Source organism: Rhodoluna limnophila (assembly GCF_005845365.1).
GTDB lineage: Bacteria > Actinomycetota > Actinomycetes > Actinomycetales > Microbacteriaceae > Rhodoluna > Rhodoluna limnophila.
In genome coordinates, this window is sequence record NZ_CP040509.1 from 766,202 (window position 1) to 789,203 (window position 23,002).

Below are 23,002 nucleotides of genomic sequence, written 5' to 3' on the forward strand. Positions count from 1 at the left end.
TGACCCGAGAGCTAAAACTATGCCTTCGGACTAAAAATGTGGGCCAATTCAATGGCGTGAGTGCGACCAGCAAAAAGCTCCGCAACGAGGAAGGCCGAGTTAGGCCTCGTTGCGGCCGCTAAGCAGGAGCGAGAACACACTTTTAGAGTAGACCTGAAATCCCTAGAATCCAAGTTTCCCAAGCTGTTTTGGATCGCGCTGCCACTCTGATGCAACCTTTACTCGCAGCCCCAGAAACACCTTGTGTCCGATTAGCTTTTCGATTTCAAGGCGTGAGCGCTTTCCGACATCAATTAGTCGTGAGCCCTTGTGGCCAATGATGATGCCTTTTTGACTGTCCCGCTCAACAAAGATGTTGGCATGGATGTCAGTAAGATTCTGCCCCTTACGCTTTGACATTTCATCGATGGTGACAGCAATAGAGTGAGGCAACTCATCACGAACACCCTCGAGTGCAGCCTCACGAATCAATTCACAGATGCGATTCTCAAGTGTCTCGTCGGTAACGGCCTCTGGCGGATAAAGCGCCGGCGATTCAGGCAGCAAGTCGATTAGTACCTTCGTCAAAACTTCAAGTTGATCCTCAGCGACGGCGGAAACCGGAACGATTGCTCGCCAGTCACGCAACTCAGCCACGGCTATCAGTTGCCTAGCCAGCTCTTCAGGGCTAACCAGTTCTGACTTCGTGACAATTGCAACCAGCTTTGCTCTCCTGAACTCATTCAGCTGCTCATTGATGAACTGGTCGCCGGGACCAATTTTTTCGTTGGCTGGGATGCAAAAACCAATTACGTCGACGTCTCCGAGGGTTTGCTCGACTAGATCATTCAGGCGCTGTCCAAGTAGCGTGCGAGGTCGGTGCAGGCCTGGAGTGTCGACCAAGATGAGTTGGCCAAAATCACGGTGCACAATTCCTCGAATCGCACGGCGAGTGGTCTGCGGCTTTGCACTGGTGATGGCGATCTTCTCGCCCACCAAGGCGTTGGTCAACGTTGACTTACCCACGTTTGGGCGCCCAACGAAAGATGCAAATCCCGAACGGTGCTCGCTCATTAGTTCTCCTGATCCAGTTGCTCAAAGGCAGACTGGGCGTCAGCCAAACTCTGTGCTTTCTGCACAATTACCGAGGTTAGTCGCTTTCGCTTACCCTCAATCCGCTCTGCGGTGATGTTTAAACCAGAAACGGTTACCTCATCCTTAAATTTAGGCAATCGCCCCAGGGCCTTGGCAAGTAGCCCGCCGATGCTGTCGACGTCCTCATCTTCAAGTTCAAGCTCAAGATTCTCACCCAGATCGCTGAGCGGAAAACGGGCATTCACTCGGTATCGTCCGTCACCTAGATCCACAAAGTCCAGGTCGTCTCGGTCGTACTCATCGCTGATTTCGCCAACGATTTCCTCGATGACATCCTCCATGGTTGCCAGGCCGGCAACTCCCCCATACTCGTCAATTACAACTGCGATGTGGGTTGAGGAAAGTTGCATTTCGCGAAGAAGATCGTCTACTTGTTTTGATTCGGGTACGAAGATGACTGGTCGGGCAACAGCGCTGGCCTTTCGTTTGGCCATCACGCTAGGGCTTTCATGAAGCAGGCGAGCCACATCTTTCATGTACAAGATGCCGCTAATGTCATCGATGTTCTTGCCAACTACAGGCAACCGCGAGTAACCGCGTTTTAGAAAAACACCCATTGCATCTCGAAGCTCAACGTCGGCGGCAACCGTTGCCATGTCGACTCGCGGAACCATAATCTCGCGAACGATGGTCTCGCTGAACTCTTCTACTGAATCTAGGAGTTCCTGCTCGAACTCTTCTGGCTCTTCACTCTTCGGCAAAGAAATCGGGGTGAAGACCAGGTGAATCGAAAGAATTAGGGGCGCGGCAGACTGAGCAAGGGATTTGATTACATCTGCCTGACCAAGGCGCTTAGCAGCAAACTGACTACCGATTAGCAGTGCAAACATCCAGAAGCTGGCAATTAGGGCACCCTGCCACCAACTCCACCCCAACGGGCTGACGCTTTGGCCGACAACCACACCAAAAATGCCGGTCAGGCTGAGTCGCACAAAGCCAAGGGATTCAGCTTGCGGGTCTTCATTGGCTTCTAAAGCCGCCTTGAGAACGGCCGTCACAGTCGTCAAGACGGCCAGAATGACCGCTATCCAGATTGCGAGAATGATCAACGACTAGCACCTTCAGACGCGTAGAAACTTTCGAGAATTTCACGCTGAAGTCCAAACATTTCTTTTTCTTCATCTGGTTCGGCGTGGTCATACCCCAGCAGGTGGAGTATTCCGTGGGTGGTCAGAAGCAAGACCTCGTTTATTGTCTCGTGCCCGGCAGCAAGGGCTTGCTTGGCTGCCACCTGTGGGCAAATAACGATGTCGCCGAGGAGCCCGGCTGGAGTTGGCTCGAGTTCCGTCCCAGGTCGAAGCTCATCCATCGGAAAGCTAAGGACATCAGTTGGGCCGGGCTCATCCATCCACTCAATGTGAAGAGTCTCCATAGCGGGCTCATCAACAAAAACAATTGCGAGGTCAGCTTTGGGATGAATGTAGAGAACGTCAAGTGCATGGGTTGCCAGGCTTAGTACTCGCGCCTCATCGACCTCAATCTCAGTCTCATTATTGATTTCGATACTCATTATTTCTTGGCTCCATGCTTCAGTTTGGACTCGTCATACTTCGAATAAGCATCGACAATTTTTGAAACGAGGGTGTGACGAACCACATCCTCAGAGGTTAGGGTCGCAAAGTGCATGTCCTCAAGATCGCTCAAAACCTCCACGGCTGTCCGCAGGCCAGATGCTCCGGTTGGCAGGTCTATCTGGGTGATGTCACCGGTCACGACCATTTTGGAATTGAATCCCAATCGGGTCAGAAACATCTTCATTTGCTCTGGTGTGGTGTTTTGCGCCTCATCGAGGATGATGAATGAATCGTTCAGAGTGCGGCCACGCATGTAGGCCAACGGTGCAACTTCAATGGTTCCTGCTGCCATTAGCTTTGGAACAGCTTCTGAATCAAGCATCTCGTGAAGTGCATCGAAAAGTGGCCTTAGATAAGGATCAATCTTGTCGTTGAGGGTTCCCGGCAGAAATCCAAGTCGCTCTCCGGCTTCAACCGCTGGCCTAGTCAAAATAATGCGGCTGACTTCTTTGCGCTGTAGAGCCTGAACCGCTTTGGCCATGGCAAGGTAGGTTTTTCCGGTTCCAGCCGGACCAATACCAAAAACCACAGTGTGCTCATCAATAGCATCCACATAGTTCTTTTGCCCAAGAGTTTTTGGCCTAATGCTTTTACCGCGAGAGCTCAGGATGCTCTGGCTCAGAACATCGGCGGGTTTGACGTCGGTACTCAGCATCTTGGCAGAACGGGTCAGGTCTTGAGGAACCAATTCTTTACCCGCGATGATCATGGCGATCATTTCCTCAATGAGGCTCTTCGCTGCGGCAACTTGGCTGGCTGGACCATTGATGGCTATCGAATTTCCGCGGGCGTGCACATCAACATCAGGATAGGTTAGCTCCAGCGTCTTAAGGAGCCTGTCCTCGGTACCAAAAAGCGCCACCATCGGCACACCCTGTACCTCAAGGATCTCGGTGCGTGATTTATCAGCCGAAGAATTAGACAACCTGCTCCTTAGGTGTCGTGCTGGTTATGTGACCGTGTGCGTGGAATACCGTTTGACCGGCCTCGACTCCGGTGTTAAAAGTGAGGCGGAACGAGCCGGTGGATAAATCTGAGGCGATGCGAGACCCCAACTGGACCAAATCAACTAAGTAGTCTTTGGCCTCCACGACCAAATCGGCAACATTCTCATGATGCTGCTTTGGGATCACCAAGATGTGAATTGGCTGCTTGGGCGCGATGTCCCAAAAGGCCAAAGAGAGCTCGGTTTCAGCAACAATCTTTGCTGGAATCTCTTTTGCGGCAATCTTGCAAAAAATACAGTCACTCATGGTGTCAGTCTACTTCTGAGGTCAGGACCAGAGCCCAAGCTTGGCCTGGATAACCGCTATTGCGGCAACACCTGCCGTTGAGGTTCGCAAAATCGGAGCACCGAGGTTTACTCGCGTTGCGCCAGCCTCTTCAAAAAGGGCCAATTCAGAGTCACTGATTCCGCCCTCAGGCCCAACCACAATTGCCACGTTCTCACTAGATAAATCAACATTGCCAAGGCCAACTTTGGCCGTTGGATCTAGGACCAACACGAGATCGAAGGATTCAATCGTTGTTGCCAGTTGCTTTGATGACATTGGCTGGGTAACCACCGGTTCAAATACCCGCAAGGATTGTTTGGCCGCTTCGGCAACAATCGTCTGCCAGCGCTCGACGCCTTTGGATACTTTTGCACCTTCCCACCGCGAGATGGAACGCTCTGACTGCCAAGGAACGATGCCCCAAGCTCCCAATTCGGTGGCTGCCTGGATTGCCAGTTCATCGCGGTCACCTTTGGCAAGGGCCTGAATAAGGGTCAACCTTGCTGCCGGTTCAGACTCGAGAATCACCTCTGAGATTCGAACGGTCAGGCTATTTTGAGCCAATGAGTCCACCAAACCGCGAACTCGAGTTCCTCGACCATCAGTCAGCTGAATTCCCTCGCCCACTCGCATCCTCCGGACCGAAACGGCGTGCTTTCCCTCTGAACCTGAAAGCGTAATGATGCCATCAACAACCGGGCTACCCAAGGTTGTTTTGAACAGTGGTTCAACCATGACTAGTGCTTCCGTCGTCCGGCAAAGAAACCGTGAGTCTGTTCTACCAACTTGATCGAATCGGACTTGCGCATGGCCGCAAGCTTACGAATTAATTCCTTTTGCTTGGAGTCAAGCTTGGTTGGCGTCGAAACTTGAACCCGAATCTTCAAATCACCGCGTCCAGAAGCCCGAAGCCTCTGAACACCCCTGCCCTTCACGGTAATAATGTCGCCAGTCTGCTGCCCCGGCTCAATCTCGATTGATTGAGGGCCATCAAAAGTCTCAATTTTGGTCAATGCACCCAAGATGGCATCCTGCATCGGCACCACTAGGACACAGGTGAGGTCATCACCCTGTCGACCGAAAATGTCGTGCTCACGAACCGCGATGTCAACGTACAGGTCTCCGTTCGGACCGCCTGCGAAACCCACCTCGCCCTGGCTGGCAAGTTGCAGACGCAAACCGTCTTCAACTCCAGCGGGAATGTTTAGGTCGAGCGAACGGCGGGCTCTAACTCGTCCTTGGCCTCGGCAGTCTAGACAAGGCTCGGGGATTACCTGACCGTACCCGCGGCAGGTTCCACATGGTTGAGATGTAACTACGTTGCCGAGGAGTGATCGAACCTGTCGCTGGATTTGACCGGTTCCGCGACAAATGTCACAGACCGCCATTGAGGTTCCAGGTCGGCAGCAACTGCCTGAGCAGGTTTCACAAATTACGGCGGTGTCAACTTCGATTTCTTTGGCCACACCAAAGGTGACCTCTTCAAGGGTTAGCTCCAGCCGGATAAGCGCATCCTGACCGCGCTCAGCACGCGACTTTGGCCCGCGCTGGCTTGAGCCGCCAAAGAAGGTGTCGAAAATGTCACCGAATCCGAATCCACCCGAACCACCGAAAGGATCCTGCCCGCCCATGTCGTATTGACGTCGGGAATTGGCATCGCTCAACACCTCGTAGGCGTGGGTCACCGACTTAAATCGCTCTTGCGCCTCAGGTGCCGGGTTGACATCCGGGTGCAGTTCACGAGCCAACTTTCGGTAAGCCTTCTTGATTTGGTCCTCGGATGCATCGCGTGCGACACCCAAAACCTCGTAGTGATCAGCCAAAAGTTCCTCAGTTTCCTAGTGCTTTGGTCAAATAACGTGCCACGGCTCGCACCGACGCAATGTTTGATGAATAGTCCATTCGAGTTGGCCCAATGACACCCAACTTGGCAATCTCACTGCCCTGATTTTCATATCCGCTGACAACAACCGAGGCACCAGCAAGTCCCTCGAAGGAGTTCTCTCGGCCAATTCGCACGCTAACTCCGTGCTGCTCTGCCTGCATTTCCGAAATCAACTTGAGCAGAACCACCTGCTCCTCGATAGCCTCAAGTACCGGAGAAATACTTCCCGGGAAGTCCTGCTCACGCCTAGCGAGATTTGCGGCCCCGGCCAAAATAATCTTCTCTTGGCGGTTTGCATCGACTTGCTCAACCAGACTGGCGCAAATTGAACCCACTTGCTGGGCAAAGCGTGACTCAAAAAACTTGTCCAAACCACTGAGCTTCTCGGCTACTGCGCTGAGAGCTAATCCAGTCAAAAGGGTGTTGAGTCTTGCCCTCAGTTCACCCACGAAGCCTTCATCGATGGTTTGCCCCAATTCAACAACGTGCTGTTGAATTCGGCCGCTGTCAGTGATCAGCACCATAAGAATGCGGGTGTCAGAGGCGGGAATCAGCTCGATGTGCCGAACGGTTGCCTTGCCAAGTGTTGGGTACTGAACCATAGCGACCTGATTGGTCAGCTGCGAGAGCAACCTGACAGTCCTACCCAGAGTTTCATCCAAGTCTGCACTGCCGGTCATGAAACTTTCAATAGCCAGGCGCTCAGCAGTATTGAGCGGTTTTACCTCGTTAAGGCGATCAACAAAGACTCGATATCCCTTATCGGTTGGAACACGACCGGCTGAGGTGTGCGGCGCGTGAATCAGGTTCTCTTCTTCTAGAAACGCCATATCGTTGCGAATCGTGGCTGCCGAGACGCCAAATGAGTGCCGCTCAACAAGAGATTTTGAACCTACCGGCTCTTTGGTTGCGATGTAGTCCTGAACAATCGCCCGCAAAACCTCGAGGCTTCTATCCGGTATCAAGATGGCCTCTCTTTCGCTAGCACTCGATGTCCTCGAGTGCCAATATTAGCCTGTGGTAGCCCGATTCCATAGACTGAAACGGCTAGGTAAAGGGGTAGAAATCATGTCAGACACAAACGAGTACAAATCTGCGGGTAATAAATTCTCGAAAGAGGAAGAGAAACTTTGGTCGGTCCTAGTACATGCGGTTGCAATCGTGTTTGAGTTCTTTGCCCCAGTACTTGGATTTCTGCTTTTCAGGGACAAGGGGCCGTTCATTCGTCACCACGTGACCGAGTCGCTCAACTTTGGCCTAACCATGGTGGTCTTCGCTATTGGCCTAGCAATTTCAGTTATCGGTTGGTTGGTGATTTGGGCGTTGCCAATCTACTGGACAATTTTTAGGATTGTCGCTTCCTATCGAGCCAGCCAGGGAGACTTCTATCGATATCCGCTGACTATCCGATTCGTCAAGAACTAGTCCAGTAGTTTTCTAACCAGAGAATCGGCTAATAATCGACCCTTGAGCGTCAGCCGGATTTGCCCATTGATTGCCGCTCCCGGCTCGATTAAGCCGTCGGCAATGAATCCAGCGATCAACCCCACTGCGTGCTCGCTAACGGTTTTGGCCAGGTCTATAGAAAGACCTTCGTAAATTCTGATTTCGAGGAGAATTCTCTCCTCAAGGCGTGTCCTCTCCGACAAGACTTCCCGACCAGCAGCCGGCGATTTTCCGAACGTCAGGGCTGCCGAGTAGACGCTTGGGTGCTTCTGATTCCACCAACGTACTCCCCCGAAATGACTGTGAGCCCCGGGGCCGTAACCCCACCAGTCCTGCCCCTGCCAGTAGGCCAGGTTATGCCTCGAGGCGTTTTCGACACCAGCTGCTTCCTTTGACCAGTTACTAACCTCGTACCACTTGAATCCAGCGTCTTTTAGCAACTCATCCGCCAGCTCGTATTTATCCGCCTGCAAATCTTCATCTGGCTCATCGAGATCGCCACTTCGAATCTGCCGCGCCAACTTAGTGCCAGGTTCGACGATTAGGGCGTATGCAGAAATATGATCGGGTTCCATGCTCAGTGCGGCCAGGACGCTTTCACGCCACTGTTCGAGGGTCTCGCCCGGTGCTCCGTAAATTAGGTCTACAGAGGTCGCCAGACCAGCAGCTTTAGCGGCCTCGATGGCGGCCGGAACGTTTGCCGGATTATGTGTGCGCTCCAACGTGGCTAAGACCGATGGAACAGCCGACTGCATGCCGAAAGACACTCGGGTGAATCCACCCGCCTTCAGAATTTGAAGGTAATCAAGGTCAACGGTATCGGGGTTGGCCTCAGTTGTTATTTCAGCGGCGTCGGAAATACCGAACGCAGAATCGAGTGAAGCGAGAATCTTGACTAGATCTGAGGCCGGCAATTGCGTGGGAGTTCCGCCACCAAAAAACACCGTCGAAAGAGGCCGGTTCTCGATGCCGGTTCGAGCTAGAACGCCTTGGCTAAAAGCAATCTCAGAAATTAGGACATCTGCATACTCAGATTGGCTCGCGCCATCGAGCTCGGAAGCTGTATAGGTATTGAAATCACAGTAACCACATCGAACACGACAAAAAGGAATGTGCACGTAGGCGTGGAAGCTTCTGTGTTTAGCACCCTCGCCTGCTTGTGCCGGCAAACTGCCGTCACTTGGTGCGGGTTCGCCAATCGGCAGCGGTCCGGCCACTACTTCTTCTTCTCGCCCTTTTTCTCGCCATCAGTCGATAGCGCGGCAATAAATGCCTCTTGCGGCACTTCAACGCGACCAATGGTCTTCATGCGCTTCTTACCCTCTTTTTGCTTCTCAAGAAGTTTGCGCTTACGACTGATGTCACCGCCGTAACACTTGGCAAGAACGTCTTTTCGCATAGCCCTGATTGACTCACGGGCAATAATCCTGGCACCGATAGCAGCCTGAATTGGGACTTCAAACTGCTGGCGCGGAATCAACTCACGCAGCTTACCGGTGATCATGACGCCATAGGCGTAGGCCTTTTCTCGGTGCACGATTGCGCTAAATGCGTCAACCTGTTCACCCTGGAGAAGGAGGTCAACCTTGACTAGATCTCCCTCTTCAAGACCAATTTCCTCGTAGTCGAGAGATCCATAACCAGCGGTTTTGCTCTTCAACTGATCAAAGAAGTCAAAAACAATCTCGGCCAGCGGAAGGGTGTATCGAAGTTGAACGCGGTCTTCGCCTAGATATTGCATGTCGATCATGGTGCCACGGCGACTCTGGCAGAGCTCCATGATGGTACCGACGTAGTCTTTCGGGCTCAGAATAGTGGCACGCACAATCGGCTCGAGGATCTTCTTAATTTTTCCGCCAGGGAATTCGCTCGGGTTAGTGACGGTAATCTCGTCGCCGTTCTCAAGAGTTACCTCGTAGACCACAGATGGGGCCGTGGCAATGAGGTCCAACCCAAACTCGCGCTCGAGGCGTTCGGTGACGATCTCTAGGTGCAATAGGCCTAGGAATCCAATTCGGAATCCGAAGCCGAGAGCTACCGAGGTTTCTGGCTCATAGACCAGTGCGGCGTCTGAAAGCTTGAGCTTGTCCAACGCTTCGCGCAAGACTGGGTAGTCGGATCCATCAATCGGATACACGCCCGAGAAAACCATTGGCTTTGGGTCCGCATAACCCTTTAGCGGCTCAGTGGCCGGGTTTAGCTTGGTGGTAACCGTGTCACCCACCTTGGACTGGCGAACGTCCTTCACACCGGTGATTAGGTAACCGACCTCACCGACTCCAAGGCCCTTGGTAGGTTCTGGTTCTGGTGAAGAAACACCGATCTCCAGCGCTTCGTGAACCGCTTTAGTAGACATCATGGTGATTTGCTCACGTGGCTTGAGCTGCCCGTCAATCATGCGAATGTAGGTAACTACGCCACGATAGCTGTCATACACCGAGTCAAAAATCATCGCGCGCGCAGGCGCATTTGGGTCACCAACTGGCGCAGGCACCTCGTTGACAATCAGGTCAAGCAGCGAGTCAACACCCATACCGGTTTTTCCTGAAACGCGAAGGCAATCTTCAGGATTTCCACCGATTAGGTTGGCCAGCTCCTCCGCATACTTTTCTGGCTGCGCAGCTGGGAGGTCAATTTTGTTTAGGACTGGAATGATCTTGAGGTCATTTTCCATCGCCAAGTACAGGTTGGCCAGGGTCTGGGCCTCGATACCCTGAGCAGCATCTACCAGGAGAACGGCGCCCTCACAGGCTGCCAATGAACGCGATACCTCATAAGTAAAGTCAACGTGTCCAGGGGTGTCGATCATATTTAGCGCGTAGGTTTTGCCATCCATCTCCCAAGGCATACGAACTGCCTGAGACTTGATGGTGATTCCGCGCTCACGTTCGATGTCCATGCGGTCCAAGTACTGGGCACGCATAGATCGGTCGTCGACGACACCGGTTAGCTGAAGCATTCGGTCAGCCAAAGTTGACTTACCGTGATCAATGTGGGCGATGATGCAGAAATTGCGAATCATCGCTGGATCGGTCTTTGCCGGTTCTAGACGGGTGGTTGCGCGTGGCGACAAAAGAAACCTCTAATTAGATTGAAGAAAGGGACCGCTCAGCGGTTTCTCTATTCTCTCACATGCTCGACGGCACTCCGAGGGATTTACTTGCCGATTACCGCATACTGCTGGTAGCATTAGAGGTCGAGACGGATGAAGTAATCATCCAAATCCCACAAGTTTTGAATTTGTTCAGCATGCCTGCGACTGCAGGGTGCAAACCAAGAAAGTGAAACATGGCAAACATCAAGTCACAGATTAAGCGAATTGGCACCAACCTAAAGGCTGCTGAGCGCAACAAGGCTGTTCGCAGCGAGGTCAAGACCGCTGTTCGCGCATCTCGCGAAGCGACTGCAAGCGGCGACAAGGTAGCAGCAGCTGCAGCTCTTGCACTAGCTGGCAAGAAGCTAGACAAGGCAGTTTCAAAGGGTGTTCTTCACAAGAACAACGCTGCAAACCGCAAGTCAGCACTTGCCAAAAAGGTTGCGGCTCTCTAAACCGAAGCTTTAGAAAAACCCCGGGTCATTTGACTCGGGGTTTTTTATTGTCCTGAACCATACCTGGCTTACCTGCAATGTAGCCGCAGACCATCTGGAGCACAGTCAGAGCTGTTAGCAGCCAAAGGCTGACCGCCCAAGAACCAGTTGCGGTGGCCAGAACACCAACTACGAAGGTACCCAAGGCGGAGATTAAATAGCCAACCCCCTGGGTCATCGCTGATAACTGAGTCGTTGCATCGCTGCTCGATGCCCGAATGCTCACTAGTGAGAGGGAAATAGGAAAGGTGGAGGCCTGCCCAATTCCAATCAAGATTGAACTGAGCAGAAGAATCAATTGATCGGCGTTACTTGAGGCCAGCGATGTGGCCAACCCAGCAAACCCTGCAGCTGAAACCGCACTCGAGCCGGAAGCCCACCAAGCGAGTGATTTAAACCTGCCCAAGATCGACGACATTGCTAGCCCGAACGGGATTCCTATTGATGTTGCGATACCCAAATAAAAACTAATGTCGCCGTCGGTAAACCCTTTCGACAGCAGTGCCGTCGGAAGCCAACCAAGGATCGCGTAGAAACCCAGTGACTGAATTCCGAAGAACAGCACCAGGAGCCAAGCTAAGCCCGAATGGAGTGGAAGGGAATTTACCTGACCTACCTCAGCAATCGGCGCAACAGGGTCGTTACGTCCGCGAGTCAATTTTGGTGCCCAAAGCACAATTGCCAGCAATCCAGGTGCAGCCCAAATAGCTGATGCCGCTTGCCATCCACCTAGAGAGGCACTTACGGATACAGCCGAAGAGGCAGCAAAGCTGGCCGAAATTGCTAACACCGTGGTGTACATGCCGGTGACCAGCGGAACAGACTTTGGAAAGTCTCGGCGGACCACCGAAGGCAACAGGACGTTGGCTGCAGCAATCGACAGCCCCGCCGCGACAGTGCCGACTAGAAGACCGGGGAACCCTAGGAATCCTCGAAGCGCCATCGCGATTGCAAGGACTAAGAGAACCAGCATCATGGCTTGGTCGACACCTAATCGGGATACCAACCAGGGACTAAAAAATGCACCTAGGCCAAAACAGAGAACTGGCGCTGCGGTCAGCACGCTCGCATCGGTTGGAGAGAGCGTTAGCGAATCGGTTATTTCGGCTAGCAGAGGGCCAATAACCGCCACTGCGGGTCTGAGGACTAGGGAAATAGCAATCAGAGCTAGAAGCCCAAGAACCTTAGTTCGACGATTCACTTAGTCCCTTATTCGAGATGAGGTGAATAACCTTTTCCAGTGCATAGATAGGGTCTCGCTCCGCACCTTTTGCGGCTGCATCCGCGATAGCCATAGCTGAAACGGCGTTTGCCAGACCGTCGTCGGTCCAGCCAATGAGGTCTTTACGCGCTCGGTCAACCTGCCAAGGTGCCATGCCTAACGACTGCGGTGATGCCGAGCGATTGCCGAAAATTTTGGCCAGCTGGCGAATCTTCATAGAGATCGCAGCAACTAGCGGTACTGGATCCGCGCCGGTAGCAATGGCATGACGGAGAAGCGACAGGGCCTCCCCCGACTTTCCGGCAAGAGCTGCATCTGCGACTTTGAATGCATTTGTTTCGACTCTGCCGCCGTAATAGCGATCGACAACACTTTCGGAGATGGTCTCAGAGCTATCCATCAGCAATTGATTACAAGCCGAAGCAAGCTCTGCAATGTCGTCAGCAAATGCGTCAAGCAAAGCTCTAACAGCCGCTGGAGCGATTTTCCTGTCGGCGTGGGCAAATTCAGCTTGAACAAAAGACACACGATCAGCATCTTTTTTTATCTCAGCGCAATTGATTTCTGTTGCGTGGCTGCTGACACGAATGGCATCAACGAGTTTCTTGCCTCGAACGCTTGAACCGTTGTGCCGGAGAACTACGGTGGTGTCTGCAGTGGGGTGCTCGAGGTACGCAATGCCATCGGAAATTAGGTCATCCGAGCAACGCTCAAGCCCGCGAATGATCAACAATCGAGGTTCGGCAAATAGCGACGGACTGGTCAGATTTAGGAGAGTTCCGGCCGAGTAGTCCGATGCCTCGATTTCGTGTATCTCAAGCGCATCATCTTGCCCCTTTAGGGTTTCACGAATCATACGAATTGCTCGACCGGCCAAAAATTCTTCTGGTCCTGAGACAAAAACCACGGAATCCGGTGCCGCACGGCGCCAGTCAATGATCTTTGCTTTACTCACCTCATAAGCCTAACCGCGACCGCTGACTCCAAGCTTCAAGTCATTCTGATTGACCTGCAGCGAAATCGACCCCAGGTTGTCTGTTCTCAAAGTTTTACAATTCAAGCTTTCCAAGAGGTCTAGCGTTCTTCTGGTCGGATGCCCGTAACTATTGCCCTCTCCCGAAGAAATCAGACACACATCTGGGCGAACTGCCTCATACAGTTCGGAGAATTGGTCCCGTGATCCGTGGTGGGCAACTTTGAGAATCATGGGTACGTTGTCGAGGCCTTGTCCAAGCCAGGTTGAAGATGCAGCGCCAAGACGCATCTGGCCCCTTTCACCTAGATCTGCGAGTGCGAGGAAATTAAACTCGGCGGCCTTCCAAAGCATCGCAAGACTAGCGTCATTTGAGTCCTCAACTAGGTTTAGGTTCCTTGGCGGGTTCAGCACCGTCCAGGTGAGCGCCCCTAGCTTTCCGCTATCGCCCTCAAAAGGCCGATAGATGCGTGAGCCCGTGGCCTGCAGTGTCTCTTGAACATTGCTAGCAGCCCAACGTTCATCTGGAAACGGAGAAAGTAATACCTCGCCGATGCGACGACCAGCAAGCGCACCACCGAGCCCTCCCACGTGGTCTAGGTCGTAGTGGGTAAGAACCAGCAGGTCGATGGTTTGCACCCCAAGTCGATCCAGGCATTTCTTTGTTGGCGCATTCTCGCGACCAACATCGATTACAGCAATTAGCCCCTCAGAGCGAAGAACAAACGCATCCCCTTGTCCAACATCGCAGGCAACTACCTGCCATGCCTGGTCAGGCCAGATGCCGTATTTTTTTACAGCCGAACCAGCCGACCCGATGGTCACGCCCAAAATTATTAGCAGAGCAAAACCCGCCCAGTTCTTTGATCTCTGAGCCGATGCCAGCAGAAAAACCACCAGCGCGATAATTACGGCTAAGGCCGAAATCGCACCAAGAAATCCGTTTGGCCATGGAATTACTCCACCAGCCAGACTGCTCAACGATTGGGTGGTGATGACTATCCACTGCGCTGCGACTGATGCGAGCCAACTTAGCGCGACAGCCAGCCCAGGTAGAGGAATGGCAACCAAGCAACTAAGAATGCCTAGGACAGTAATTGGGGCGACCATTGGTTCGACCAGAAGATTGGCCAGTAGTGAATAAGTGGCTAAACCCTCTTGGAGCTGCAATAGAACAGGCAAACACATAACCTGAGCACCCGCCGAAACAGCGAGTGGGAGCGCAATCCACACGGGCATATGGGACTTGAACTTCTCATACAGCGGTCTGGTGAGCAGAAGTATTCCTGCAGTTGCGGCCACCGACAGCATGAAACCGTAATCTGTTGCCAACCATGGGTCGATACACAGAAGCACCAACACGGCAAGCGCAAGAGCTGGCGAACCAGCAGCGGGTCGACCTAGAGAGGCAGCGACTAGAACTACACCAGCCATAAAGGCAGATCTGATTACGCTTGGCTCGGGACCGACCAGCCCGACATAAAGCATCAGGGCCACAACACCAATAACTGTGCGAACAACCCTACGCCGCGAGATGCGCATCGAAATTAAATACACCAGCCCGACCACGATTGCACAGTTTGCCCCAGAGACCGCAGTCAGGTGCGTCAAACCAACCGCCTTCATCTGAGCGGAAAACTCATCACTAAGTAGACGCTTCTCTCCGATGGCCAATCCAGCCACCAGCCCCTTAGCTTCACCCGAAATACCGGCCAGATTAACAAGGAAGGAATCTCTGAACAACTTTGAGGTATTTGCTCCTGGGTGTGCTGGCATTATCAATTCGAAGCCTGAAATGCAGCTCGCGCGAAAGATTTGTCGATTGACCGATTGAATGGGCGCAAAATTCATAAAACACCGATATTTTGCTCCAACCGCAATCAACTCACTCGGATCTTTTTCGTTCAAAACCCCAAATGCGCGAACTTCGGCAACATCGTTTTCAATGTGCACCGACTCAATCAAAATCTCGAAACGCGGCCCAGAGAAGGCTGCATTTGTCGCAGGCAGTTCTCTGATCACTGAGAATTCAACTTGGCCGCCTTCGTAGTTTTCGATCAATTTCACTAAAATTGCCGGCTTTGAGTTGGCGAGTTGAATCCCAAAGGAGGTCAATCCCAAAGAGAGAGCTAAGAAAGTTGGTACCAGCCAGCGCAGAAGTTGCTTCATGTCCCCAAGCCTTGGATTAGGGACACCAATGAAATCCACAGAACTCCGGCAGCAATCCAAATTCTCAAAGGGTCACCTCGTTCATCAGGCCCGCAAATAATTTGTCTCCGATACCACCCACGTTCTTCAGGTCTTCTATGGCTTGGAAACCGCCATTCTGGTCGCGATAATCAATAATTCGGCCGGCTAAGGCTGGGCCTACTCCGGGCAAAGATTCGAGTTCAACCTGGGATGCCCGATTGAGATTTATTTTTGCCGCCTGACCTTCGGCTGTTGAGCCACTAATCGGTGCCTCACCAATTGCACCGATGTGGATTTGCTCTCCATCGGTAAGCGATCTAGCCAGATTTACGGTGGCTTGTTCAGCATCTTCGGTAAGCCCACCCGCCGCGAATACAGCATCGAAAACTCTAGATCCAGCCTCAAGTTCATAAATACCGGGCTTCTTCACCTCGCCGATTACGTGTACGAAAATGATTGCTTGATTGACTGAAACGCTCGCAGCGGAAGGCTCGATGCTTAGATTTTCTCCAGTTCCACTCAGGGAAATCTGGGAATCACCAGCTGCCCCGGTAAGACTATTGACTGCAATTAGGCCAACGGCGACGACTCCCAGCAACAGAAAAGCGAGTTTTTTACTGATGGGTTGCGTACCCGACAGTGCCTCTGAAAACCTGGACTTTATCCAACCCATTACCAAAAGGTAAGGCGCCCAGTGATTGCACTGAGCGCCTTAGGTAGTTCTGTTAGTAACTGTTACTTGGTAGCTATGTTCACAAGTTTTGGAACGCGAACAATGGTGTTGGCAATCGACTTATCCCCAATTGCACGCTTGACCGGTTCTGATTGCATAGCCAAGGCGAGGAGTTCATCCTCGGAAATGTTTACGTCAACTTCAAATTTGTCTCGTAGCTTTCCGTCGACCTGCACGACAGCAACCACTGAACTTTCAACCAGCAAGGTTAGGTCGGCTTCAGGCAGCTGTGCAAGCGCAACTCCAGGCTGGTGACCAAGCTGTGCCCACATGTCCTCGGCCGTATACGGAGCAAAAAGCGAGAGTGCCTTAGCTACGACTTCGGCTGCTTCGCGCACTGCTGGATCAGCAGGACCGGCAGCACCGTCAATAGCCTTACGAAGCGCATTGACTAGCTCCATAATTTTGGCAACACCGACATTGAACTTGAAGCCTTCGATTACTGGGCCAAAGTCACGCAAGAAAGTGTGGGTCGCCTTACGTAACTCCTTGTTTCCACGTGCAGCATCTGACCCAACTGGGCTAACGACATCATTGGCGGCTCGCCAAGCACGAGCAAGGAACTTGGCTGCACCAGACGGAGAAACATCCGCCCAGTCGATGTCGTCCTCAGGAGGACCGGCAAATGACATAGTCAAACGAACAGCATCTACACCGTGCTCGTCCAGCTGCTCGCTCAAAGCAACGATGTTTCCACGAGACTTTGACATTGCAGAACCGTTCATAAGAACCATGCCCTGGTTAAGCAAGCGCGTAAACGGCTCTTCAAAATCTAGCTTTCCTAGATCGTGCAGAACTTTGGTAATAAATCTTGCGTAGAGCAGGTGAAGGATTGCGTGCGTTACGCCACCAACATACTGATCAACCGGAGCCCAGGCCTTGGCCTCATCCTCTGGAAAAGCAACCTCGGTTGAGTTTGGAGACAAGAAACGAAGGAAATACCAGGATGAATCCACGAAAGTATCCATGGTGTCGGTGTCGCGAAGAGCGGGTCCAGAACACTTTGGGCAGGTTACGTTGACCCAGTCGGTTGCTCCGCCAAGTGGCGAGGTTCCCTTTGGCTTGAGGTCTAGGCCCTCGGCAGATGGAAGCTCCACTGGCAACTGATCCTGCGGAACTGGCACCTCACCACACTTTTCGCAGTGAATGATAGGGATAGGTGTTCCCCAGTATCGTTGGCGCGAAATTAGCCAGTCACGAAGTCGGAAGTTCTTGGTCTTCTTACCTTTACCCTCGGACTCAAGCAGTGCAGAAATTTTCTGGATTGCGTCTGCTTTAGAAAGCCCATTGAGCGGACCCGAGTTAATCAGGGTTCCTTCTCCAGTAGTGGCTACACCGGTGGTATTTGGGTCCTCTTCGCCGGTCTCAAGCACCACCTGAACCGAAAGCCCCATAGCCTTGGCAAAATCCAAGTCGCGCTGGTCGTGGGCAGGAACAGCCATAATCGCACCATGACCGTAGTCGGCAAGGACATAGTCAGACGCAAAAATTGGAAGCTTAGCTCCGTTTACCGGATTGATTGCAAATCGCTTTAGGTCAACACCCGTCTTCGGGCGGTCGGTAGCGAGTCGTTCAATGTCATTGGACTGCTTTACCTTTTCAAGGTAGGCATCAAACTGCGATTGAACATCAGCGTCGGCGCCTGCCGCAAGTTCCGCCGCCAGAGCACTATCTGCGGCAACAACCATGAAAGTTGCACCAAACAGGGTGTCTGGGCGAGTGGTAAATACGGTTACCGGCTCTTCGCGACCTTCAATCACAAAATTGACGTCGGCTCCGTGGGAACGCCCAATCCAGTTTCTCTGCATAGAGAGAACCTTTGCCGGCCAATTGCCTTCGAGGGTGTCCAAATCATCGAGCAGGCGGTCAGCGTAATCGGTGACTTTGAAGTACCACTGGGTAAGAGCTTTCTTGGTCACTAGGCTGTCGCAACGCTCACACAGCCCCTGAACGACCTGCTCGTTTGCCAGCACGGTTTGACAGCTTGGGCACCAGTTGACGTTTGAGTTTTTGCGGTAGGCCAAGCCCTTGTTGTAGAACTCAAGGAACAACCACTGGTTCCATCGGTAGTAAATCGGGTCTGAAGTAATCAGTACGCGGTCCCAGTCAAATGAGCAGGCATATCTACGCATCGATGACCGCTGTTGCGCGATATTGTCGTAGGTCCAACCCTTAGGGTCAAGTCCGCGCTTAATTGCAGCGTTCTCGGCAGGGAGACCGAATGAGTCCCAGCCGATTGGATGCATGACGTTGTATCCCTTTTGAACCCAGTATCGAGAAATAACATCGCCTAGCGCGTATGCCTCAGCGTGCCCCATGTGTAGGTCGCCCGATGGGTAAGGGAACATGTCCAAGACGTATTTCTTCGGGCGAGGATCTCCGGGGTTTCCCGATGCAAATGGACGCAGCTCATCCCATACCGGAAGCCATTTTTCCTGGATGTTGAATACGTTGTATTCGTTCTCAACCGGCGCGTTTTGCTGGGTCATGTGCTCACTTCTCAGGGGTGCGATTCAATAATCAGTACTAAAGAACAAGGTTACCAATTAGATGGTGACAAACTCGGAGCTAACTCCACGGATTAGGTGCGTTTAGCACTTTCAGCAAAGCCTGAGCCTTGAGCTCAGTCTCAGCAAGTTCGGCATCGGGGTCTGAGTCAGAGGTAATGCCACCACCTACACCCAGACTTACCTGTCCAGACTCAAAAATTAGCGTCCTAATGGTCATTCCAAATTCTGCAGAACCATCAACCCCGATGTATCCCAGAGCCCCTGAATAGACTCCCCGAGGACCACTCTCTAGGTCCGAGATGATTTCCATGGCACGGATTTTAGGAGCACCCGTCATCGACCCACCAGGAAATGCAGACGCTAGGACTGCTGAGATGTCCAGGTCGTCCTTCAACTGAGCAGTGACGGTTGAGACCAACTGGTGAACGGTTGCGTAGGTTTCGACCTCAAAAAGTGCGGGAACCCGGACGCTATCAATCTCGGCCACTTTGGAGAGGTCATTGCGCATCAGATCTACGATCATTAGGTTCTCGGCGCGTTCTTTAACGTTTGATTTGAGTTCGGCAGCGATTGCGGCATCGGTCGACAGGTCAGGTCCGCGCCCTCGGGTGCCCTTGATTGGTTTGGTTGATAGGCGCCCAGATGAGTCGAGTTTGAGGAACTGCTCAGGAGAGCTGCTCACTACCGCTTTGTCGCCGAATCGAAGATATGCGGAATATGGCGCTGGGTTTTGTTCACGCAAAGCAAGGAATGTGAAAAGCGGATCAGCGGTGGAACTCAGCGTCACCTGATTGGTTAGGCAAATTTGATAGACGTCCCCGGCCTCGATGTGGCGCTGGGCCGAATCGATCATCCCGAGATATTGACTTGGACTGTGCCTCAATTGAGCAAAAAAAGTAACCTGGTCTGCTCTGAATCGATTTCGGTAAATAGACTGCTGCCCGCCAACCAAAGTCAGGCGTAGCAAGGCGGCTCGATGCCAAGCACTAAAAGCCTTCTGGCTCTCAAATAACCCGACAAAGTACATCGACTTGTCGCGGTGATCAAAAATAATCGCTCGATCCACACTGATGAACGCGTGCAAACTATCAAGTTCATAGTTGAGGCAACCAACCAAACCAGGCCGCCACGAAAAAGGAAGGCTTAGATCACCCACAGCATCCCCCGCAACTGCGATTTGGGGATTGCCCACCACTCTACCGATGGATGCAACGCCATCGATAGAGAAAATTTCAGGAGTTCCTGCACCCATAACGCTGAACGGTTCATCGATGTGGTGTTCGCGATCAAGCCAGAAAGCGTTGGGCTCTGAACTGTAAAACTGAGCAAATACGTCAGCTGGCGCAGCCCAACCGGCAAGATGCGCAGAATACAGCTGCATTTGTCTCCCGGTTCACTTTGGCTTTAGATGGACTCGTAATCTAGATTAGACGCACTACAGCGGGTATTAGCCGGAGGTGAAAAGATGTCTGACGCAGCACAGTTCTTTTGCTTTAAAGACGGCTCATTGCAGTTAGTCACCTCACCTCCAGAATCAGAGGTTGTACTTTCCGTCGCCGACTCCTGGTTAGCCGATGAGGGACGGGTTAGAAATCTTCAGGCTCACTTCTCTCGTTTCGGCGACTGGGTTCGGCAGATAACCGATGTGTGTGACGAACAATTGGAACCATTCTTTGATGCTGTCCGAGAAGCAATTCCTAATCAGGGTCGCTGGTTTCCACGAATTGAATTTCACGGAGAGGCCACCACGCCAAACCACCTCTTCTTAAGACTGCGCGAGGCGCCCGAGCAGCTGGGGCCAATTACCCTCTGGACGTATCCAGACACCGACCCGCGACACAATCCGACTGTCAAGGGCCCGGATTTGAGCCTATGCCTGCAGGTGAGAAGAGCCGCTCAGATGCACGGCGCCGACGAAGCAGTCTTTTTGGATGAGCGCGGAAACCTAATTGAAGGTGCCCTGAGCTCGATTGTTTGGTGGCGAGGAGATGTCCTGTGTGCGCCTGACCACCAAACCAAATGGCTTCCGAGCATTACCCGCCAAGAAGTTTTTGCGATCGCAGAGCAGATGGGTATTCGGACACGAACCGAAAATGCTCGGCCAGCTGACTTAGTTGAACTTGAAATCTGGGCGCTTAGCTCTTTACAGGGCATCAGATTGGTTCGGGATTGGATTGATCTCGGCGGCCCGGTCGGCCCGGCTAAACATCTAGAGTCATTTCAGAAGCGATTGAGACTCCAGCTGACCGCTATCGATTAAGCCAGGCAAAAAGCGAGTGTGACTCGCGTCTGTCATGATTAAACCGTGAATGAGATTCTTGACTGGATTCTGAACATGGTTCAGAGCGTTGACCCGGCAACTCGCAACCTTTTGGCCGGCCTCGCAATCATGCTCGAGACCTCGCTTTTCATCGGTTTGATTATGCCCGGTGACACCGTAGTTCTAGTTGCCTCAACGGGCGTACTCGACCTCGGCGACTTCTTCTTTTTGCTCGGAGCAGTCCTGCTAGGTTCACTTATAGGTGAGTCGATCGGCTTTCTGATCGGCAGGTTCTTCGGAGAGCGCATCCGTGCCAGCCGGTTGGGGCAAAAAATTGGTGAAAAAAACTGGCAGATGGCTGACGTTTTTGTTGAGACCCGTGGTGGGTTAGCGGTAGCGATTTCAAGATTTCTGCCAGTACTGCACTCTTTGGTTCCGGTTGTTTCTGGCATGACCAGAATGAAGTACCGAGTATTCATCCGCTGGACTGTCGCTGCTTGTGCGGTGTGGGCCAGCGCCTATGTCGGTGTCGGCTATCTAGCGCGCGCTAGCTATGAAGAGGTTTCCAAGAACCTCAAGTTCGGCGGATTAGTTTTCGTCGTGATTATCATCGCGTTTGTGGTTCTGGTTCACTTTGGTAAAAAGCGGCTCGAGAAGTCTGCCGAACGCATGATTGCCGAGGGTGAGGCCGCAATGGCAGCAATTGCCGGCGCCGAGCAAATCGAACGCGGCGAAGAAAACAACTTCGATCAAAGCGAGAAAAACTAATGTGTGGACGGTTTGTAGTTGCTCGCGCAGTTGGTGAAATCCAAACCATTTTCGAGGTTGACGAAATCGTCGGGAGTATTCCGGGGGTCAGTTACAACGTTGCTCCCACCCAGCCAATTGCAATCATTGTCGACCGTGCGTTTGAAAAAGCTGAAGACGGATCCCCAATCGGCGAACTGAGTCGTGAAATTCATTCGGCTCGCTGGGGCCTGGTGCCCCGTTGGGCTAAAAGCCCAGACGAACACGGCCCACTCATCAATGGCAGAATCGAGTCAATTCTCGAAAAGCCTTCTTTCAAAGATTCAGTAATCCGCCGTCGCTGCGTGATTCCGGCCTCTGGTTATTACGAATGGCAAGTCGCCGCAGATGGCACCAAGCAGCCGTTTTACATCTCTGCTGGCACCGATGGAATGTTTGCATTAGCGGGCTTGTACGAGTGGTGGGCGGATCCGAGCAAAAACGCTGCAGACCCTGCTCGTTGGCTACTTTCGGCAACCACGCTGACCAAAGACTCTGCCCCCGAGTTAGCCCACATCCACGACCGCAATCCAGTCTTGCTATCTCCAGACACCTTTGAAGCCTGGCTCGACCCGCACATTATTGGTGACCAGGAGTTGCTAGAGGCAGTTGCCATTGACTCTGACATGGTGGCAGCAGAGGCAGAATTTTTCAAAGTCGGCACCGATGTTGGGCAGGTGCGGAACAACTCCCCCGAACTCATTAGAGCTTTGAGTTAGCACCGTGGCCAATCGTCAGAACAACGAACGCGATTCCGGCAGAAATGCCCCGCGCGATAAAAATGGCAAACTCAAGCGAAAACTAAACGAGATGCCGGCGGACGTCAAAGTTTCGCTTGAAGAGACCGGGCTACGCGCTGATTTTGATGCTCGACCGGCCTATCAACGCAATGACTACCTAGCTTGGATTATTCGCTCGAAGTTTCCGGCTACCCGCACCAAACGGCTAAATCAAATGTTGGCCGAGCTCGAGCTGGGCGGCGTCTACATGCGCATGGACCATCCAGCCTCTAGAAAATAAAGATTTAATCAAAACCAATTACTTTTGTCAGCGGTTACCTCTACACTCTTAACATTCGAACAAGTGTTCGAATGATTTAGTTTTCGAGAGGGGCCAGCTGTGCTGCGCGTAGATGAGAGCGTGTCGGTTTCTACTAACCGAGGAGGTGAGCCGATCGGGTTTTGGTGGCGAGGCGGTAGCTACCTGGTTAATTCAAAGCCGGTGCGCTGGTTTGCCCGCAGAGAATGGTGGAATGAGTCAGCAAGAGCACAGCGAGGCATCGGGGCCGGAGTACTTGAAGTAGAAATGTGGCGCATTTGCGCGTCCAGCGAAGACAGCAGAACCGCTCAGTACGAGCTAGTGCACACGCTCGATACGCACGGCAACGACCGCAATACTTGGCGACTAGCCCGGGTCTACGCCTAGAG

Annotated in this window: 23 protein-coding genes; 7 read left to right on the forward strand and 16 right to left on the reverse strand. The window is 52.5% G+C overall.

Annotated elements, in window-relative coordinates:
* Window positions 1–162: 162 nt before the first annotated feature.
* Genes era through hrcA form a run of 8 tightly spaced genes read right to left on the reverse strand, consistent with a single transcriptional unit; the run spans window position 163 to window position 6,832 of the window.
* Window positions 163–1,053: a GTPase Era gene (gene era / locus FFA38_RS03720; RefSeq protein WP_138275456.1), complete on the reverse strand. Its 891-nt coding sequence runs from the start codon at window positions 1,051–1,053 to the stop codon at window positions 163–165.
* Window positions 1,053–2,183 carry a hemolysin family protein gene (locus tag FFA38_RS03725; protein WP_138315571.1) on the reverse strand — a complete coding sequence of 377 codons (1,131 nt, stop codon included), beginning with the start codon at window positions 2,181–2,183 and terminating at the stop codon, window positions 1,053–1,055. The genes era and FFA38_RS03725 overlap by 1 nt, the downstream gene beginning before the upstream one ends.
* On the reverse strand, window positions 2,180–2,644 hold the full coding sequence (gene ybeY / locus FFA38_RS03730) for an rRNA maturation RNase YbeY (protein ID WP_138275458.1): 465 nt from the start codon (window positions 2,642–2,644) through the stop codon (window positions 2,180–2,182). The genes FFA38_RS03725 and ybeY overlap by 4 nt, the downstream gene beginning before the upstream one ends.
* Window positions 2,644–3,573: a PhoH family protein gene (locus FFA38_RS03735; RefSeq protein ID WP_138316004.1), complete on the reverse strand. Its 930-nt coding sequence runs from the start codon at window positions 3,571–3,573 to the stop codon at window positions 2,644–2,646. Before FFA38_RS03735 ends, ybeY begins: the two co-directional genes overlap by 1 nt.
* Window positions 3,574–3,625: 52 nt before the next feature.
* Complete coding sequence (locus FFA38_RS03740) at window positions 3,626–3,961, reverse strand: HIT domain-containing protein (protein WP_138315572.1); 336 nt, start codon at window positions 3,959–3,961, stop codon at window positions 3,626–3,628.
* A 21-nt stretch (window positions 3,962–3,982) separates the two neighbouring features.
* On the reverse strand, window positions 3,983–4,717 hold the full coding sequence (locus tag FFA38_RS03745) for a 16S rRNA (uracil(1498)-N(3))-methyltransferase (RefSeq protein ID WP_138275460.1): 735 nt from the start codon (window positions 4,715–4,717) through the stop codon (window positions 3,983–3,985).
* Window positions 4,718–4,719: 2 nt separating this feature from the next.
* Window positions 4,720–5,805 (reverse strand): molecular chaperone DnaJ, encoded by a 1,086-nt coding sequence (gene dnaJ, locus FFA38_RS03750; RefSeq protein ID WP_138315573.1) that lies wholly within the window; start codon window positions 5,803–5,805, stop codon window positions 4,720–4,722.
* Between the two features lie 7 nt (window positions 5,806–5,812).
* The gene (hrcA, locus tag FFA38_RS03755; protein WP_138315574.1) at window positions 5,813–6,832 is read right to left on the reverse strand and encodes a heat-inducible transcriptional repressor HrcA; all 1,020 of its coding nucleotides are present in this window, start codon (window positions 6,830–6,832) and stop codon (window positions 5,813–5,815) included.
* Window positions 6,833–6,935: 103 nt separating this feature from the next.
* Here hrcA and FFA38_RS03760 point away from each other — a divergent pair, with 103 nt between their 5' ends.
* Window positions 6,936–7,292, forward strand: a complete 357-nt coding sequence (locus FFA38_RS03760) for a DUF4870 domain-containing protein (RefSeq protein ID WP_138315575.1) — start codon at window positions 6,936–6,938, stop codon at window positions 7,290–7,292.
* Here FFA38_RS03760 and hemW read toward each other — a convergent pair.
* A complete protein-coding gene (hemW, locus tag FFA38_RS03765; protein ID WP_138315576.1) occupies window positions 7,289–8,530 on the reverse strand; it encodes a radical SAM family heme chaperone HemW in 1,242 nt (413 codons plus the stop codon). The genes FFA38_RS03760 and hemW overlap by 4 nt on opposite strands.
* Window positions 8,530–10,386: a translation elongation factor 4 gene (gene lepA / locus FFA38_RS03770; protein ID WP_138275465.1), complete on the reverse strand. Its 1,857-nt coding sequence runs from the start codon at window positions 10,384–10,386 to the stop codon at window positions 8,530–8,532. Before lepA ends, hemW begins: the two co-directional genes overlap by 1 nt.
* Window positions 10,387–10,601: 215 nt before the next feature.
* On the opposite strand from lepA, the gene rpsT reads away from it, so the two are divergent.
* Window positions 10,602–10,862: a 30S ribosomal protein S20 gene (gene rpsT, locus FFA38_RS03775; protein WP_138275466.1), complete on the forward strand. Its 261-nt coding sequence runs from the start codon at window positions 10,602–10,604 to the stop codon at window positions 10,860–10,862.
* A gap of 25 nt (window positions 10,863–10,887) precedes the next feature.
* Here the strand turns inward: rpsT and FFA38_RS03780 are convergent, their stop codons facing one another.
* The 6 genes from FFA38_RS03780 to pabB all read right to left on the reverse strand — a co-directional run bounded on the left by FFA38_RS03780 (window position 10,888) and on the right by pabB (window position 19,910).
* A complete protein-coding gene (locus tag FFA38_RS03780; protein WP_138315577.1) occupies window positions 10,888–12,102 on the reverse strand; it encodes an MFS transporter in 1,215 nt (404 codons plus the stop codon).
* The gene (holA, locus tag FFA38_RS03785) at window positions 12,086–13,078 is read right to left on the reverse strand and encodes a DNA polymerase III subunit delta (RefSeq protein WP_138315578.1); all 993 of its coding nucleotides are present in this window, start codon (window positions 13,076–13,078) and stop codon (window positions 12,086–12,088) included. The genes FFA38_RS03780 and holA overlap by 17 nt, the downstream gene beginning before the upstream one ends.
* A gap of 9 nt (window positions 13,079–13,087) precedes the next feature.
* Window positions 13,088–15,163, reverse strand: a complete 2,076-nt coding sequence (locus FFA38_RS03790; protein ID WP_172955997.1) for a ComEC/Rec2 family competence protein — start codon at window positions 15,161–15,163, stop codon at window positions 13,088–13,090.
* A 166-nt stretch (window positions 15,164–15,329) separates the two neighbouring features.
* Window positions 15,330–15,959, reverse strand: coding sequence for a ComEA family DNA-binding protein (locus FFA38_RS03795; protein ID WP_138315580.1), 630 nt, complete (start codon window positions 15,957–15,959; stop codon window positions 15,330–15,332).
* A 62-nt stretch (window positions 15,960–16,021) separates the two neighbouring features.
* Entirely contained in the window at window positions 16,022–18,508 is a 2,487-nt protein-coding gene (gene leuS, locus FFA38_RS03800; protein WP_138315581.1) for a leucine--tRNA ligase, read from the reverse strand.
* A 79-nt stretch (window positions 18,509–18,587) separates the two neighbouring features.
* Window positions 18,588–19,910, reverse strand: coding sequence for an aminodeoxychorismate synthase component I (pabB, locus tag FFA38_RS03805; protein ID WP_138315582.1), 1,323 nt, complete (start codon window positions 19,908–19,910; stop codon window positions 18,588–18,590).
* 84 nt (window positions 19,911–19,994) lie between these two features.
* On the opposite strand from pabB, the gene FFA38_RS03810 reads away from it, so the two are divergent.
* The 5 genes from FFA38_RS03810 (at window position 19,995) to FFA38_RS03830 (ending at window position 23,000) form a co-directional block, all read left to right on the forward strand.
* The gene (locus tag FFA38_RS03810; RefSeq protein ID WP_138315583.1) at window positions 19,995–20,789 is read left to right on the forward strand and encodes an aminotransferase class IV; all 795 of its coding nucleotides are present in this window, start codon (window positions 19,995–19,997) and stop codon (window positions 20,787–20,789) included.
* Between the two features lie 45 nt (window positions 20,790–20,834).
* The gene (locus tag FFA38_RS03815) at window positions 20,835–21,557 is read left to right on the forward strand and encodes a DedA family protein (RefSeq protein WP_138315584.1); all 723 of its coding nucleotides are present in this window, start codon (window positions 20,835–20,837) and stop codon (window positions 21,555–21,557) included.
* A complete protein-coding gene (locus FFA38_RS03820; protein WP_138315585.1) occupies window positions 21,557–22,294 on the forward strand; it encodes an SOS response-associated peptidase in 738 nt (245 codons plus the stop codon). The genes FFA38_RS03815 and FFA38_RS03820 overlap by 1 nt, the downstream gene beginning before the upstream one ends.
* Window positions 22,295–22,298: 4 nt before the next feature.
* Window positions 22,299–22,595 (forward strand): YdeI/OmpD-associated family protein, encoded by a 297-nt coding sequence (locus FFA38_RS03825; protein WP_246030914.1) that lies wholly within the window; start codon window positions 22,299–22,301, stop codon window positions 22,593–22,595.
* Window positions 22,596–22,715: 120 nt separating this feature from the next.
* Entirely contained in the window at window positions 22,716–23,000 is a 285-nt protein-coding gene (locus FFA38_RS03830) for a DUF6504 family protein (RefSeq protein WP_138315586.1), read from the forward strand.
* Window positions 23,001–23,002: the final 2 nt, after the last annotated feature.